Consider the following 14,455-nt stretch of genomic DNA (forward strand, 5'->3'; position numbering starts at 1 on the left):
TGAAGGACATTCAATGATAGCCATGAGACATGAGCAATGCTTCGCAGGCGCCGTCGCAGACGTTCGGCTTCATCCTCGTCCCCGGCTTCGCGCTGATGTCCTATGCGTCTGCCGTCGAGCCGCTCCGGGCGGCGAACCTGCTGGCGGGCCGCGACCTCTACCGCGTCGAGGCCTTCTCGCTCGACGGCGCGCCGGCGGCCGCCTCCGGCGGCGTCCTCGTGCCGGCGTCAGGCCTGCCGTCGAAGGCGGGCGATCTGCACACGGTCTTCGTCTGCGCCGGCGGCAGCCCGTCCGACTGGAACGTGGCGCCGGTCCTTGCCTGCCTGCGCCAGCTTGCCCGCGAGGGGATCCGCATCGGCGGCATCTCCGGCGGGCCCTACCTGATGGCGGCCGCCGGCCTGCTGGAGGGCCGGGATTTCACCATCCACTGGGAACACGCGCCGGCGCTGATCGAGGCCTTTCCCGGGCTCGAGCCGCGGCAGGCCCGCTATGTGCTCGCGCCCGGCCGCATCACCTGCGGCGGCGGCGTGGCGCCGCTCGATCTCATGCATGCGCTGATTTCCGAGCGCATGGGGCCGGATTTCGCCATGAAGGTCAGCGACTGGTTCCTGCATTCCCATGTCGAGAGCTCCGGTGCGCCGCAGCGGGCGTCGCTGACGGAACGCTACGGCGTGCGCCATCCGGCACTCCTCGCCGTGCTCGACAAGATGGCGGCGACCGTCGAGGCGCCGCTGCCGCGCTCGGTGATGGCGGCGTTCGCCGGCATTTCGACGCGCCATCTCGACCGGCTGTTTTCCGTGAACCTCGCCTCCTCCTACCAGAAGGAATACCGAACCTTAAGGCTCGACCATGCCCGCCGGCTGCTGCGCCAGAGCCCTCTGTCGATTTCCGAGATCGCCTTCGCCACGGGCTTTTCCAGCGCCGGCCAGTTCTCGCGCGCCTATCGCGAGGCCTTTTCGCTGACGCCGCGCGAGGACCGGCGCTACACGCGGCCTTCGCTTGAGGGCAAATAGCCGAATTTGTCTCTCCGCGCTCTAGGGAATGTCGCGGATTGGATCGACAGTCGGCTTTCCGCGAGAGTAGAGCGTCGGGGTCGCATCTCAAACGAGGGATCAAACCGATGACGAGCTACGTTCTGACCGTTTCCTGCCAGTCCACGCGCGGCATCGTCGCCGCGATCACCGGTTACCTCGCCGAGAAGGGTTGCTACATTTCCGACAGTTCGCAGTTCGACGACCTGGAGACCGGCCTGTTCTTCATGCGGCTGACCTTCATCAGCCAGGAAGGCATCGCGCTCGACGTGCTCAAGGCGGGCTTCGAACCGGCCGCGACACGGTTCGGCATGACCTGGGAAATCCACGATTCCGCGCACCGGATGAAGGTGCTCTTGATGGTGTCGCGCTTCGGCCACTGCCTCAACGACCTGCTCTACCGCTGGAAGATCGGCGCGCTGCCGATCGAGATCGTCGGCGTCGTCTCCAATCATTTCGACTACCAGAAGGTCGTCGTCAACCACGACATCCCCTTCCACCATATCAAGGTGACGAAGGAGAACAAGCCGCAGGCGGAAGCCCGGCTGATGGACGTGGTCGAGCAGTCCGGCGCCGAGCTGATCGTGCTCGCGCGCTACATGCAGGTCCTCTCCGACGCCGTCTGCAAGAAGATGTCGGGCCGGATCATCAACATCCACCATTCCTTCCTGCCGTCCTTCAAGGGCGCCAACCCCTACAAGCAGGCCTTCGAGCGCGGCGTGAAGCTGATCGGCGCGACGGCGCACTACGTCACCGCCGATCTCGACGAAGGCCCGATCATCGAGCAGGACGTCGCCCGCATCACCCATGCGCAATCGTCCGAGGATTACGTCTCGATCGGCCGCGACGTGGAAAGCCAGGTGCTCGCCCGCGCCGTGCACGCCCATATCCACCACCGGGTGTTCATGAACGGCAACAAGACCATCGTCTTCCCGGCGAGCCCCGGCTCCTACGCGTCCGAGCGGATGGGCTGAGGCCCGACCGCGGCGGAGACCGGTGCCGCGATCGTCATCGGGGTGCCGTCGATGAAGCGGGAATAGCGGAACGGCGCCGGATCGACGATCGGATCGGCGCCGGTGACGATGTCGGCCGTCAGATGGCCGGCGCCGGGGCCGATGCCAAAGCCGTGGCCGGAATAGCCGGTCGAGACGACGAGGCCGGGCATGTCCTCGACGGTGGAGATCACCGGCACCGCGTCCGGCGTCACGTCGATGAGCCCGGCCCAGACCTGCTGCGGCACGGCCGCCTTCAGCATCGGGAACACCTCGGCCGCCGCCTTGAGCGCCGCCAGCGCCGAACCGTCCGGCTTCGGATCGAGGATGCGGTGGCGCTCGAAGGCGCCGGGCCGGTCGAGCGCCACCGTGCCGATCTCGAACAGTTCCTCGAGGCTGCGGGCGGTCAGCCGCAGTTGCACGGCATCGCCCTGCGCCTTGCGGGCCGGCTGGAAATCGCGGAAGAAGGTGAAGCTGTCTGGCACGATGCCGTGCACGTTGACCGCGCCATGGGCGATCGTGTAGCCGCCGTCGAGGCGCTTGCGGTAGGCATAGGTCGCCGTCGCCCCGGCGCCTTCCGGTCCGCCTGCGACCGGTCCGGTCCGCAAAACGGTGTTGCGCACCTTGAGCTGCGGCAGGCGGATGCCGATCCCCTTCAGCAGCAGCCGCGACCAAGCCCCGCCGGCGACCACCACGGTCGAGGCGGCGATCCGTCCCTTCTCCGTGACGACGCCGCTGACGCGTCCGCCGCTCGTCTCGATGCCGCGCACGGCGCAGCCGGTGACGATCACCGCGCCCTTCGCGATCGCCCCCTTCGCGATCGCCGGAACGGCCTTCTGCGGCTCGGCCCGCGCGTCGCTCGGCGTCACCATGCCGCCGAGATAGCGGCGTGTGGCGCCCGGCATCAGGCCGAGCGCCTCGTCCGCGCCGACCTCCCGGCTGTCGAGGCCGTTCGCCGCCGCGTGAACCAGCCATTGCCGATGGCTGGCGACGTCCTGCGGCGTTTCGGAAATATAGAGGATGCCGGCGCGGCGATAGCCGGTCTCCCCGCCGATGCGGGTGTCGAGCCCGTCCCAGAGGCGCAGCGATGCCATGGCGAGCGGGATCTCGCGCGGGTCGCGGCCCATGACGCGCACCCAGCCCCAGTTGCGGCTCGATTGTTCGCCGGCGAGCACGCCCTTCTCGCACAGCACCACGTTGACGCCGCGCTCGGCGAGGAAGAGCGCGGTGGACGCGCCGATCACGCCGCCGCCGACGATGACGACGTCGGCGCTGGGCGGGATCGAGGAGGATGTCACTGTCGGGTCGAGCTGCGGTCCGGGCATGGCGGGCGTTCCGGTGAAAAAGTGTCTACACTCTCTCTAGCGCGGAATGGCGCCGCGCGGAAAGCCCTCTCGTTCGCTTGACATCCGTCTTTGCGGCGATATGCCTGACGCAACGACACACGCGGCCGCGGGCCGCATCGGAGGATGACATGGCGGGACTTCTGGCCGGCAAGCGGGCGGTGATCACGGCGGCGGCGCAGGGCATCGGCCGGGCGGCGGCCGAGGCGTTCCATCGTGAGGGCGCGGTGGTCACCGCGACCGACATCAACGCGGAAAAGCTCGGCGAACTCGCGGATCTCGGCATGGCGGTCGAGACGCTCAACGTGCTGAACGCCGCCGACATCGCCGCCTTCGCCGAGCGCACCGGCCCGGTCGACGTGCTGTTCAACTGCGCCGGCGTCGTCCATGCCGGGACGATCCTCGACGCCACGGATGCCGATTTCGATTTCGCCTTCGATCTCAACGTGCGCTCGATGATGCGGCTGATCCAGGCCTTCCTGCCGGGCATGCTGGCCAAAGGCGGCGGCTCGATCGTCAACATGGCCTCGGTCGCCGGCGTGCCGAAGGGGGTCGCCAACCGCTTCGTCTATTCGGCGAGCAAGGCGGCCGTGATCGGGCTGACCAAGTCGGTCGCCACCGACTACATCAAGCAGGGCATCCGCTGCAACGCGATCGCGCCGGGCACGGTGCAGTCGCCGTCGCTTGAGGAGCGCATGCGCGCGCAGGGCAATTATGAGGAGGCGCGCGCCGCCTTCATCGCCCGCCAGCCGATGGGCCGGCTCGGCACGCCGGACGAGATCGCGGCGCTCGCCGTCTATCTCGGCAGCGACCATGCCGCCTATACGACCGGCCAGGTGCATGTCATCGACGGCGGCATGAGCCTGTGACGCGATGACGGACGCTCCGGATCTCCGGCCTGTCCTGCGCATCGATTTTCCCGGCGCCGACCGGCTCGGCCGGGGCAAGATCCTGCTTCTGGAGCACATCCGCGAGACCGGGTCGATTTCCGCCGCCGGCCGGGCGATGGACATGTCCTACCGCCGCGCCTGGCAACTGGTGAACGCGCTCAACACGATGTTCGCCAGGCCCGTCGTCGCGCCGCAGCGCGGCGGCAGCCGCGGCGGCGGTGCCTCGGTCACGCCGTTCGGCGAGGACCTGATCCGGCGCTTCCGTGCGATGGAGGCGGCAGCCGGCGCGGCGCTTGCCGCCGATCTCGACTGGCTCGAAGCCCATCGCCGCCTGCCGGACTGAGGCCTACCGGTCGAGCGCGACGCTCTTGACGATCGCGTGCACGGCAAGGCCCGGCACCAGCGCCAGCAGGTCGCGCGAGAGCCGGGTGATCCGGGCGGTGAGCATCGTGCCGCCGCAGTCGACGATCACGTCGGCCTCCTCGCCCAGAATTCGGATGTCGGCGACGCGTCCCGCAAAGATGTTGAGCGCGCTCAGTCCCTCGGGCTCGCGGATCGCCAGCATCACGTCGCGGGCGGCGATGTGCAGGCGGACGGCGCGGCCGGGGTCGAGCGACGGGTCGGGAACGCGGAAGACGAGCGGCCCGCTTGCGACGGTGGCGAGGCCGGCATGGCGCTCGCCCGCCACGCCGTCGAGCACCGTTCCGGCCTCGCGCCGGTCGATCGCGGGCGACGGCTGGCTCAGCACCGAGGCGGGATCGCCCGAGGCGGCGACGCGGCCGGCCTCGATCATGACGACGCGGCTTGCGAGCCGCGCGACTTCCGCCACGGAATGGCTGACATAGACGATCGGGATCGCCGTTTCGTCGCGCAGGCGTTCGAGATAGGGGAGGATCTCCTGCTTGCGCGCCTCGTCGAGCGCCGCCAGCGGCTCGTCCATCAGCATCAGGCGCGGCGCGCTCAGAAGCGCCCGGCCGAGGGCGACGCGCTGCTTCTCGCCGCCGGAGAGCCCGGCCGGCCGGCGCGCGAGCAGAGGTGCGATGTCGAGCATGTCGACGATGCGGTCGACCTCCGGCCCCGAGCCGCCAAGGCCCGCCAGCCAGCGGCCGTAGAGAAGATTGCGCCGGACGCTGAGATGCGGGAACAGCCGTGCCTCCTGGAAGACATAGCCGAAGCGCCGGCGATGGACGGGGACGTCGATGCGCTGCGCGGTGTCGAGGAGCGTGTCGCCGTCGAGCGCGATGCGCGCCGTCGCGGGGCGGACAAGGCCGGCGATGATGTTGACGAGCGTCGTCTTGCCGGAGCCGGAACGGCCGAAGAGCGCGGTGACGCCCCCCGTCGAGGAGAATGCCGCCTCAAGCGTGAAGGCGCCCTGGCGGTGGGTCACGGAGACGTCGAGGCTCATCCTCCGCCCACCCGTCTCGCGACCCGCGTCGCCATCAGTTCCGAGAGGATCAGCGCCGCCATCGACAGCGCGACCGAGATCAGCGTCAGCCTGAGGGCGCCGGCATCGCCGCCGGGCACCTGTGTGAAGGTGTAGATCGCCGCCGAGAGCGTCTGCGTTTCGCCGGGGATGTTGGAAACGAAGGTGATGGTCGCGCCGAATTCTCCCATCGCCTTGGCGAAGGAGAGGATCATGCCGGCGATGATGCCCGGCAGCACGAGCGGCAGCGTCACCGTCAGGAAAACCAGCACGGGTGCCGCGCCGAGCGTCGCGGCCGCCTGTTCGAGCTTCTCGTCGACCGCCTCGATCGAAAGCCGGATGCTGCGTACCATCAGCGGAAAGCCCATGATGGCGCAGGCGAGCGCCGCGCCCGTCCAGCGGAAGGAAAGCACGATGCCGAAATGCGCGTCGAGGAAGGCGCCGATCGGCCCGCGCCGGCCGAACAGGATCAGGAGCAGATAGCCGGTGACGACGGGCGGCAGGATCAGCGGCAGGTGGACGACACCGTTGAGCGCGGACTTGCCCCAGAACCGGCCGCGCGCCAGAAGCCAGGCGATAAAAATCGCGACCGGCAGGCTCGCGATCGTCGCCACAGTGGCGACGCGCAGGCTGAGCCGGATCGCCGTCCATTCCGCATCCGAGAGGGTGAGCCCGTCCAAATCCGCCGTTCCGTCTGCCCGCGCCTTTCCGCCGCCCGGCCCAAGCATGGGCCGGCGGAGGTTAACGGATCACTTCAGCACGGTGAAGCCGTATCGCTCGAACACGGCCGCGGCGGCCGGCGTCCTCAGATAGGCGACGTAGGCCGCCGCGTCCGGGCTCTTTGCTTCGGCGGTGACGGCGACCGGATAGACGATCGGCGGGTGGCTGTCGTCCGGGAAGGTGCCCAGGATCGCGACCTCCTTGTCGGTCGCGGCATCGGTCTTGTAGACGATGCCGAGCGGCGCCTCGCCGCGTGAGACGAGGAGAAGGGCGGCCCGGACATTCTCGGCGCCGGCGACCTGCTTTTCGACGGAGGCCCAGAGCCCAAGCTTTTCCAGCGCCGCCTTGCCGTATTTTCCGGCCGGCACGGAATCGACCGCGCCCATGGCCAGCCTCCCGCCGTTCAGCAGGCCGGCGAGGTCGAGCGCGGCGCCGATCTCGACCGGCTTGGCGTCGGGTGCTCCGACGAGGACGATCGAATTGCCGAGGAGATCGGCGCGGCTGTCGTCCCTGATCAGTTTGCGCTCGGCGACATAGTCCATCCAGGCGAGATCGGCGGAGATGAAGACATCGGCCGGGGCGCCGGATTCGATCTGCTTGGCGAGCGCCGAGCTTGCGGCATAGGAGGAGACGGCCTCCTTGCCGCTCTCCGTTTTCCAGGTGGCGTTGATGTCGTCCAGCGCGTTCTTGAGGCTGGCGGCGGCAAAGACGGTCACAGGCTCGGCGACGGCCGGCGCGGCAAGGCCGGCGAGCCCCACCATCGCGATGGCGAGCGCGCCCGCCCGCAGCCCCCACGCCAGAATCCCCCGAAGAACCGCACGTCTCAGCATCGTCATCTCCCCTTGGCCGGATCGGTTGTATTTTTCTGAATATATCGATCGCATCGCCTTCGCCAGCGCTATGTTCAAAGAAATATATTGAGATCGAGCAACCGAGGCGGCAAGGTCGCGCCCATTCAAGCGACCGAAAGGACAGGCGATGACGGAGATCAGGCTGGAGGAGAGCTGGAAGGCCAGTCTGGCGCCGGAGTTTTCGAAGCCGTACATGGCGGCGCTGAAGGCATTCCTCATGGAGCGCCGCGAGGAGGGCAGGGTGATCTTCCCGAAGGGCTCGGAATATTTCCGCGCCCTCGACCTGACGCCGCTCGGCGCGGTGCGCGTCGTCATCCTCGGCCAGGATCCCTATCACGGCGACGGGCAGGCGCATGGCCTCTGCTTCAGTGTCCGGCCCGGCGTCCGCATCCCGCCCTCGCTCGTCAATATCTACAAGGAGATGCAGGAGGACCTCGGCATTCCGCCGGCCCGGCACGGTTTTCTTGAAAGCTGGGCGCGGCAGGGCGTGCTGCTCCTCAACAGCGTTCTCACCGTCGAGCGCGGCCAGGCCGCCTCGCATCAGGGGCAGGGCTGGGAGACCTTCACCGATGCGGTGATCCGCGCCGTCAACGCGCAGGAGACGCCGGCGGTCTTCCTGCTCTGGGGCTCCTATGCGCAGAAGAAGGCGGCCTTCGTCGATGCGAAGCGCCATCTGGTGCTAAAGGCGCCGCATCCCTCGCCGCTCTCCGCCCATAACGGCTTCTTCGGCTGCCGGCATTTTTCGAAAGCCAACGCCTTCCTCGAGAAGAACGGCCTTGCACCGATCGACTGGCGGCTGCCGGAGACCCCCGAATAGGGCTTGCATCCGGGCATGGCTTCCGTCAAAGCCTGCCGCCGGGGAGTGCGGGTGACATGAGGACAATTTCGATCGTCGGCATCGGCGCCGGCCATCCCGAGCAGATCACCCTGGAGGCGATCCGGGTGCTGAACGATGCCGACGTGCTGTTCATCCCCGACAAGGGCGAGGAAAAGGCGGCGCTTGCCGCGCAGCGCCGTGCGCTTTGCGCCCGCCATGTCACCAATCCGTCGAGCCGGACGGTCGATTTCGCCGTGCCGGTGCGCCGCTCCGATCTCGGCTACCTGGTGGGCGTCGACGAGTGGCATGCGGCGATCGCAACGATCTACGAACGGCTGATCCGGGACGAACTCGGCGAGGACGGCACAGGCGCCTTCCTCGTCTGGGGCGATCCGATGCTCTACGACAGCACGATCCGCATCCTCGACCGGGTGAAGACGGGCGGGCGGGTCGCCTTCGAGGTCACGGTCGTACCCGGCATCACCAGCATCCAGGCGCTCGCCGCCCGGCATCGCATTGCGCTGAACCGGGTCGGCCGTCCGGTGGAGATCACCACGGGGCGGCGGCTTGCCGACAATTTTCCCGGGCGGATCCAGACGGCGGTGGTGATGCTCGACGGTGTCCAGGCCTTCATGGAAATCGATGATCCCGACGTCCTGATCTACTGGGGCGCCTATCTCGGGACCGACATGGAGATTACGCTGTCAGGCCGGCTCGCCGAGGTGAAGGGGGCGATACTGGCGGCGCGTGCCGAGGCACGGGCGCGCCACGGCTGGATCATGGACATCTATCTGATGACCAAGGGAGCGGATTTCGAGGAATGAGGGGAGGGGCGATACCGACACGGCCCGAGGACGCGCTGCCGGCGCCATCCGCCCCGGTGGCATCGCGCCGGGGTGCCTGCCCTTCGCTCGCCGCGCCGATGTTGACCGGCGACGGCCTGCTCGTGCGCCTTCGCCCCGCCGCGCCGGGTTTCACCGTCCGGGAAACGCGCGTGCTTGCGGACGCGGCGCGTCGGTTCGGAAACGGCCTCCTCGACGTGACGGCGCGCGGCAACCTGCAGGTCCGCGGCCTGACGGAGGCCTCGGCCGGGAGGCTGCGCCAGTTCCTCGAGGCCGAGGACATTGCTTTCCAGGCCGGAGTGTCGATCGAGACGCCGCCGCTCGCCGGGCTCGATCCGGCGGAGACCGGCGACAGCCTCGCAATGGCGGAGCGTCTCCGCCGTGCCCTTTCCGGCCTCTCCCCGACGCTTGCACCAAAACTCTCCGTGATCGTCGACGGCGGCGGCCTCTCTTCACTCGATGCGGTCAGCGCCGACCTCCGCCTGCGCGCGCTGCCCGCCGGCGCGGGCGGCGCGTGGCAGCTGATGATCGACGGCACGGCGGTGACGGCGCGCCCCGGCGGAACCTTCGATGCCGGCATGGCACCGCGTGCGCTTGTCGCGCTGCTGCTGCGCCTTTCGGCGATGGGACCGACCGCGCGCGGCCGCGATCTCGATCCGGCCGCGGTGTCCGCCGTCCTTGCCGGCCTGCCGGGGATCGAGGCGGAAAAATATCGTCCCGGACCGGCGTTCCAGCCGGTCGGCCTGCATCCGCTCGGCGCCGGGGGCGCGGCGCTCGGGGCTGGGCCGGCCTATGGGCAAGTGGCGGCCGAAGACCTTGCGGCCCTTGCCGAAGCGGTCAGGGCCTCCGGCAACGACGAGATCCGCCTTTCGCCCGGCCGCGCGCTGCTCGTGCCCTGTCGCGGGGGAACGGACATCGCCGCCCTTCGTGCGGTCGCCGCCGGGCTCGGCCTGCGCGTCGACGCCGACGATCCCGCCAACCGGATCGATGCCTGCGCCGGCCGGAGAGGCTGCGCCTCGGCCCATCTCGACACCCATGCCCTGGCCGACCGCATCCGGCGCGCCGCGCCCGTGCTCTTCGACGGATCGCTGCGCCTGCATGTCTCGGGCTGCGCCAAGGGCTGCGCCCGCCCGTCGCCGGCCGATCTCGTCCTTGTCGGCATGCCGGAGGGCTGCGCCCTGCTGCGCGACGCGAAACCGTCGGCTCCGCCGCTGGTGATCTTCGCCGAAGCGGCGGCGGACCGGGTCGCCGCGCGGCTCGAGGCCTTCGTCGCCGCCGAGAAACGCTCTGGCGAATCGGCACGCGCCTGCCTAACACGCCTTGATCCGGCGGCGCTCGCCGCCCTTGCCACCGAACGGACGTAACCATGCCGGACGACGACTACATCCGCGACGGAAACGCGATCTACGAGAAATCCTTCGCGATCATCCGGGCGGAGGCCGATCTCGATCGCTTCGGCCCGGAGGAAGCGGACATCGCCATCCGGATGATCCATGCCTGCGGCATGGTCGAGGCGGCGGCGTCCTTCGCGTTTTCCGACGGCTTCGTCGCAGCCGCCCGTGCGGCCCTTGCCGCCGGCCGTCCGATTTTCTGCGATGCGGAAATGGTGGCGCACGGGATCACGCGCGCGCGGCTTCCCGCGCAGAACGAGGTGATCTGCACGCTGCGCGACCCCGCGACCGTGTCGCTTGCCGCTGCGATCGGCAACACGCGTTCGGCCGCGGCGCTGAAGCTCTGGGGCGCGCGGATGGAGGGTGCCGTCGTCGCGATCGGCAACGCCCCGACCGCACTCTTCTACCTGCTCGAAATGCTCCGCGACGGCGCGCCGCGTCCGGCCGCGATCGTCGGCATGCCGGTCGGTTTCGTCGGCGCGGCGGAATCGAAAGATGCGCTGGCGGAGAACCCGTTCGGCATCCCCTATGCCGTCGTGCGCGGCCGCCTCGGCGGCAGCGCCATGACGGCGGCGGCCGTCAACGCGCTGGCGAGGCCGGGCCTTTGAGCGCGACGGGACGGCTGATCGGCGTCGGCACGGGGCCGGGCGATCCGGGCCTTCTGACGGTCAAGGCCGTGAAGGCGCTGGCCGGGACGGACGTGCTCGCCTGGTTCGCCAAGCGCGGCGGCGGCGGCAATGGCCGGGCCATCGTCGAGGGCCTGGTGCGGCCGGGCGCGATCGAGCATCCGCTCCATTATCCGGTGACGACGGAAATCCACCGGCACGACGACGAATACCGCCGCCAGATCACCGGCTTCTACGACGAGAGCGCCGCGGCGCTTGCCGCCCATCTCGATGCCGGGCGGACGGTGGCGGTGCTCAGCGAGGGCGATCCGCTGTTCTACGGCTCCTACATGCATCTGCATGTCCGCCTGTCCGCCCTCTATCCGACCGAGGTCATTCCGGGCGTGACCGCCATGTCGGGGTGCTGGTCGATGGCCGGACTGCCGATCGTGCAGGGCGACGACGTGCTCTCCGTCCTGCCCGGCACGATGGAGGAGGGCGAACTCGTCCGCCGCCTCGCCGACACCGAAGCGGCGGTGATCATGAAGGTTGGCCGCAACCTGCCGAAGATCCGCCGCGCGCTGCATGAGGCCGGCCGCCTCGCCGATGCCGTCTATGTCGAGCGCGGCACGATGGCGAACGGCGGGATGGTCGCGCTCGCCGAGAAGGCGGACGACGCCGCACCCTATTTCTCGCTGATCCTCGTGCCCGGCTGGAAGGGCAGGGCATGAGCGGCATCCTCTCCGTGATCGGCACCGGCCCGGGCGATCCGCGCCAGATGACGCCCGAAGCCGCCGCCGCCGTTTCCGATGCCGAGGTCTTCTTCGGCTACGGCCCCTATCTCGACCGGCTGGCGCTCGGCCCCCACCAGCGCCGCATCGCCTCGGACAATCGCGAGGAACTCGGCCGCGCCCGGGCCGCGCTTGCGCAGGCCGCCGCCGGCGCGCGGGTCTGCGTCGTCTCGGGCGGCGATCCCGGCGTCTTCGCCATGGCGGCGGCCGTCTGCGAGGCGATCGAGGCGGGCCCGGACGACTGGCGCGCGGTCGACCTCGTCGTCGTGCCGGGCGTCACCGCCATGCTGGCGGTCGCCGCCCGCATCGGCGCGCCGCTCGGCCACGACTTCTGCGCGCTCTCGCTCTCGGACAATCTGAAGCCCTGGGAGGTGATCACCCGGAGGCTCCGGCTCGCGGCCGAGGCGGGCTTCGTCATCGCTCTCTACAATCCGATCAGCAAGGCGCGACCCTGGCAGCTCGGCGAGGCCTTCGCCCTGCTGCGCGGCATCCTGCCGGCGACGACGCCAGTGATCTTCGGCCGCGCCGCCGGACGGCCGGACGAACGCATCCGCATCGTCCCGCTGGCCGAGGCGGATGCGGGCGATGCCGATATGGCGACCTGCGTGATGATCGGCTCGCCGGAAACGCGCATCGTCGCGCGGCCGGGCCGGTCGCCGCTCGTCTACACGCCGCGCTTTTCCGCGCCCGCCAGCCGATGAGCCAGACAAGCGAGCGCCTCCTCCACCGTGCCGACCTCGGCGACGCCCGCGGGCGGGGCCTGGCGCGCGACCATGATCACCGGCAGGCCGAGCCTGCGCGCTGCGACGAGCTTCGCCTGCGTCGCCGTGCCGCCGCTGTTCTTCGTGACGATAACGTCGATGCGGTGGCCGAGGAGAAGCTCGGTCTCGCCGTCGAGCGTGAACGGCCCGTGATCGAGAAGATAGTCGATCGAGGGAACCTCCAACGTCACGGGATCGACGCTGCGCAGCAGGTAGTGATGCTGGGGTGCCGCTTCGAAGGCCGGCGCCTGCTGGCGACCGATGGCGAGGAAGACACGGCGCGGTGCCGCGCCGAGCGCCGTCACAGCCTCCGCCATGCCGGTCACATGCGTCCAGCGGTCACCGGGCTCTGCGCGCCATTCGGGGCGGCGAAGGGCGATGAGCGGGATGCCCCGGGCGGCAGCGGCGGCGGCGGCGTTTTCCGACATGCGTGCGGCGAAGGGATGGGTCGCGTCGATGAGGACATCGATCCGTTCCGCAGCGAGATAGCGGGCAAGACCCTCCGCGCCGCCGAAGCCGCCGCTGACGACGGGCAGCGGCTGCGGGCGCGGGTCGGCCGTGCGGCCGGCGAGCGACAGCCGCGCCTTTATGCCGGGCATCGCCGCCAGCGCCTCGGCGAGGGCGCGTGCCTCGGTCGTGCCGCCGAGGACCAGGATGAGGGGGCATCGCATGGATGAGGGCTCCGCAGCGGTTCCGCCGTGGCTGACGATCGTCGGCATCGGCGAGGACGGTCTAGCCGGATTGGGCGACGAGGCCAAGCGGCGCATCGCCTCGGCCGAGATCGTCTTCGGCGGCGCCCGGCACCTCTTGCTGGCCGAGCCGCTGATCGCAGGGGAGCGCCATGCCTGGCTGAGCCCGTTCGAGCGCTCCGTCGCGGCGGTGATCGCCGCGCGCGGGCGGACGGCCGTCGTGCTCGCCTCCGGCGACCCTTTCCTCCATGGCGTCGGCGCGACGCTGTCGCGCCGGATCGATCCGTCCGAAATCCTCACCCTGCCGGCGCCCTCCGCCTTCAGTCTCGCGGCTTCGCGGCTCGGCTGGCAGCTGCAGGAGGTGGCGACCGTGTCGCTGCACGGCCGGCCGGACGACCTGATCCGCCCCAATCTCCAGCCGGGCGCAAGGATCCTCGCGCTGACCTCGGACGGCGCGGGTCCGGCGGCGCTTTCCGCGCTTTTGACACGGACCGGCTTCGGCGGCTCCGCCTTGATCGTGCTCGAAGCGCTCGGCGGACCGCAGGAGCGCATCACCCGCGCCCGCGCCGACACTTTGCCGCCGATCGCCTTCCACGCGCTGAACCTTTGTGCCGTCGAGGTCGCGGCCGGGGCGGATGCGCGCGTCCTGCCGCTGGCAAGCGGGCGCGACGACGGCCTGTTCGAGCATGACGGGCAGATCACCAAGCGCGAGGTTCGCGCCGTGACGCTGTCGACGCTCGCGCCGAGGCGCGGCGAACTGCTCTGGGACATCGGCGCCGGCTCCGGCTCGATCGCCGTCGAATGGCTTCTCGCCGATCCGGCGATGCGGGCGGTCGCCGTCGAGCAGGCGCCGGAGCGTGCCGCCCGCATCGCCCGCAACGCCTCCGCCTTCGGGGTGCCGGGCCTCGTGGTGGTCGAGGGCCGGGCGCCGGACGTGCTTGCCGGGCTCGAGGCGCCGGATGCCGTGTTCATCGGCGGCGGCGGCAGCGTGCCCGGCGTGATGTCCGCGATTCTTGCCGCGCTGAAGCCGGGCGGGCGCGTCGTCGCCAATGCGGTGACGGTCGAGATGGAGGCGGTGCTTCTCGACCACCATGCACGGCTTGGCGGCAGCCTGATCCGCATCGACATCGCCCGCGCCGCGCCGGTCGGCGGCATGACCGGCTGGCGGCCGGCCATGCCGGTGACGCAATGGTCCTGGACGCGGGGCCTCTGACGCATGTCTCGCTTGCGGAAAGACAGGCGTCGAGACAGGGGCCTGGTGCACGGGCGCGACTGCGGACGATCCGCGACATGCCCGCGGGCGACGGCG

16 protein-coding genes are annotated in these 14,455 nt (G+C 70.0%); 11 read left to right on the forward strand and 5 right to left on the reverse strand.

Going from position 1 to position 14,455, the window contains the following annotated elements:
- Nucleotides 1–29: 29 nt before the first annotated feature.
- Together ACEVQ6_RS03905 and purU are read left to right on the forward strand one after the other, a co-directional pair.
- Complete coding sequence (locus ACEVQ6_RS03905; protein ID WP_374887591.1) at nt 30–1,013, forward strand: GlxA family transcriptional regulator; 984 nt, start codon at nt 30–32, stop codon at nt 1,011–1,013.
- A 107-nt stretch (nt 1,014–1,120) separates the two neighbouring features.
- Nucleotides 1,121–2,005 carry a formyltetrahydrofolate deformylase gene (purU, locus tag ACEVQ6_RS03910; protein ID WP_374887592.1) on the forward strand — a complete coding sequence of 295 codons (885 nt, stop codon included), beginning with the start codon at nt 1,121–1,123 and terminating at the stop codon, nt 2,003–2,005.
- Here the strand turns inward: purU and ACEVQ6_RS03915 are convergent.
- Entirely contained in the window at nt 1,981–3,348 is a 1,368-nt protein-coding gene (locus ACEVQ6_RS03915) for an NAD(P)/FAD-dependent oxidoreductase (RefSeq protein ID WP_374887593.1), read from the reverse strand. The genes purU and ACEVQ6_RS03915 overlap by 25 nt on opposite strands.
- 149 nt (nt 3,349–3,497) lie before the next feature.
- Between ACEVQ6_RS03915 and ACEVQ6_RS03920 the strand changes: the two genes are divergently transcribed.
- Nucleotides 3,498–4,235, forward strand: a complete 738-nt coding sequence (locus ACEVQ6_RS03920) for an SDR family oxidoreductase (RefSeq protein ID WP_374887594.1) — start codon at nt 3,498–3,500, stop codon at nt 4,233–4,235.
- A gap of 4 nt (nt 4,236–4,239) precedes the next feature.
- Nucleotides 4,240–4,599, forward strand: a complete 360-nt coding sequence (locus ACEVQ6_RS03925) for a winged helix-turn-helix domain-containing protein (protein WP_374887595.1) — start codon at nt 4,240–4,242, stop codon at nt 4,597–4,599.
- Between the two features lie 3 nt (nt 4,600–4,602).
- On the opposite strand, the gene modC is transcribed toward ACEVQ6_RS03925, so the two are convergent.
- The 3 genes from modC to modA form a co-directional block, all read right to left on the reverse strand.
- Nucleotides 4,603–5,661: a molybdenum ABC transporter ATP-binding protein gene (gene modC / locus ACEVQ6_RS03930; protein WP_374887596.1), complete on the reverse strand. Its 1,059-nt coding sequence runs from the start codon at nt 5,659–5,661 to the stop codon at nt 4,603–4,605.
- Nucleotides 5,658–6,359 (reverse strand): molybdate ABC transporter permease subunit, encoded by a 702-nt coding sequence (gene modB / locus ACEVQ6_RS03935; protein ID WP_374887597.1) that lies wholly within the window; start codon nt 6,357–6,359, stop codon nt 5,658–5,660. The genes modC and modB overlap by 4 nt, the downstream gene beginning before the upstream one ends.
- Before the next feature lie 69 nt (nt 6,360–6,428).
- Nucleotides 6,429–7,160, reverse strand: a complete 732-nt coding sequence (modA, locus tag ACEVQ6_RS03940; protein WP_374887797.1) for a molybdate ABC transporter substrate-binding protein — start codon at nt 7,158–7,160, stop codon at nt 6,429–6,431.
- A gap of 217 nt (nt 7,161–7,377) precedes the next feature.
- Between modA and ung the strand changes: the two genes are divergently transcribed.
- From ung to ACEVQ6_RS03970, 6 genes are read left to right on the forward strand one after another with little or no spacing between them, the layout of a single operon-like run.
- Nucleotides 7,378–8,067, forward strand: a complete 690-nt coding sequence (ung, locus tag ACEVQ6_RS03945; RefSeq protein ID WP_374887598.1) for a uracil-DNA glycosylase — start codon at nt 7,378–7,380, stop codon at nt 8,065–8,067.
- A gap of 56 nt (nt 8,068–8,123) precedes the next feature.
- Nucleotides 8,124–8,891, forward strand: a complete 768-nt coding sequence (gene cobF / locus ACEVQ6_RS03950) for a precorrin-6A synthase (deacetylating) (RefSeq protein ID WP_374887599.1) — start codon at nt 8,124–8,126, stop codon at nt 8,889–8,891.
- The gene (cobG, locus tag ACEVQ6_RS03955; RefSeq protein WP_374887600.1) at nt 8,888–10,273 is read left to right on the forward strand and encodes a precorrin-3B synthase; all 1,386 of its coding nucleotides are present in this window, start codon (nt 8,888–8,890) and stop codon (nt 10,271–10,273) included. Before cobF ends, cobG begins: the two co-directional genes overlap by 4 nt.
- Nucleotides 10,274–10,275: 2 nt before the next feature.
- Entirely contained in the window at nt 10,276–10,908 is a 633-nt protein-coding gene (locus ACEVQ6_RS03960; RefSeq protein WP_374887601.1) for a precorrin-8X methylmutase, read from the forward strand.
- The gene (locus ACEVQ6_RS03965; RefSeq protein ID WP_374887602.1) at nt 10,905–11,636 is read left to right on the forward strand and encodes a precorrin-2 C(20)-methyltransferase; all 732 of its coding nucleotides are present in this window, start codon (nt 10,905–10,907) and stop codon (nt 11,634–11,636) included. The genes ACEVQ6_RS03960 and ACEVQ6_RS03965 overlap by 4 nt, the downstream gene beginning before the upstream one ends.
- A complete protein-coding gene (locus tag ACEVQ6_RS03970; RefSeq protein ID WP_374887603.1) occupies nt 11,633–12,397 on the forward strand; it encodes a precorrin-3B C(17)-methyltransferase in 765 nt (254 codons plus the stop codon). The genes ACEVQ6_RS03965 and ACEVQ6_RS03970 overlap by 4 nt, the downstream gene beginning before the upstream one ends.
- Here the strand turns inward: ACEVQ6_RS03970 and ACEVQ6_RS03975 are convergent.
- Nucleotides 12,361–13,128, reverse strand: coding sequence for a cobalt-precorrin-6A reductase (locus tag ACEVQ6_RS03975; protein ID WP_374887604.1), 768 nt, complete (start codon nt 13,126–13,128; stop codon nt 12,361–12,363). The genes ACEVQ6_RS03970 and ACEVQ6_RS03975 overlap by 37 nt on opposite strands.
- Between ACEVQ6_RS03975 and cbiE the strand changes: the two genes are divergently transcribed.
- Entirely contained in the window at nt 13,127–14,359 is a 1,233-nt protein-coding gene (gene cbiE / locus ACEVQ6_RS03980) for a precorrin-6y C5,15-methyltransferase (decarboxylating) subunit CbiE (protein WP_374887605.1), read from the forward strand. The two genes, ACEVQ6_RS03975 and cbiE, sit on opposite strands and share 2 nt — an antisense overlap.
- Nucleotides 14,360–14,455: the final 96 nt, after the last annotated feature.

The organism is Ensifer soli, from assembly GCF_041928815.1.
Lineage (GTDB): Bacteria > Pseudomonadota > Alphaproteobacteria > Rhizobiales > Rhizobiaceae > JBHFEI01.

Bases quoted from the DNA above. Each gene is read 5' to 3' on its own strand.
- ACEVQ6_RS03925 (WP_374887595.1), top strand. From the start codon at position 4,240: ATGACGGACGCTCCGGATCTCCGGCCTGTCCTGCGCATCGATTTTCCC.
- cobF (WP_374887599.1), top strand. From the start codon at position 8,124: ATGAGGACAATTTCGATCGTCGGCATCGGCGCCGGCCATCCCGAGCAG.
- modC (WP_374887596.1), bottom strand. From the start codon at position 5,661: ATGAGCCTCGACGTCTCCGTGACCCACCGCCAGGGCGCCTTCACGCTT.
- ung (WP_374887598.1), top strand. From the start codon at position 7,378: ATGACGGAGATCAGGCTGGAGGAGAGCTGGAAGGCCAGTCTGGCGCCG.
- ACEVQ6_RS03975 (WP_374887604.1), bottom strand. From the start codon at position 13,128: ATGCGATGCCCCCTCATCCTGGTCCTCGGCGGCACGACCGAGGCACGC.
- ACEVQ6_RS03915 (WP_374887593.1), bottom strand. From the start codon at position 3,348: ATGCCCGGACCGCAGCTCGACCCGACAGTGACATCCTCCTCGATCCCG.
- purU (WP_374887592.1), top strand. From the start codon at position 1,121: ATGACGAGCTACGTTCTGACCGTTTCCTGCCAGTCCACGCGCGGCATC.
- cbiE (WP_374887605.1), top strand. From the start codon at position 13,127: ATGGATGAGGGCTCCGCAGCGGTTCCGCCGTGGCTGACGATCGTCGGC.
- ACEVQ6_RS03960 (WP_374887601.1), top strand. From the start codon at position 10,276: ATGCCGGACGACGACTACATCCGCGACGGAAACGCGATCTACGAGAAA.
- ACEVQ6_RS03970 (WP_374887603.1), top strand. From the start codon at position 11,633: ATGAGCGGCATCCTCTCCGTGATCGGCACCGGCCCGGGCGATCCGCGC.
- ACEVQ6_RS03905 (WP_374887591.1), top strand. From the start codon at position 30: ATGAGCAATGCTTCGCAGGCGCCGTCGCAGACGTTCGGCTTCATCCTC.
- modA (WP_374887797.1), bottom strand. From the start codon at position 7,160: ATGGTGGGGCTCGCCGGCCTTGCCGCGCCGGCCGTCGCCGAGCCTGTG.
- cobG (WP_374887600.1), top strand. From the start codon at position 8,888: ATGAGGGGAGGGGCGATACCGACACGGCCCGAGGACGCGCTGCCGGCG.
- ACEVQ6_RS03920 (WP_374887594.1), top strand. From the start codon at position 3,498: ATGGCGGGACTTCTGGCCGGCAAGCGGGCGGTGATCACGGCGGCGGCG.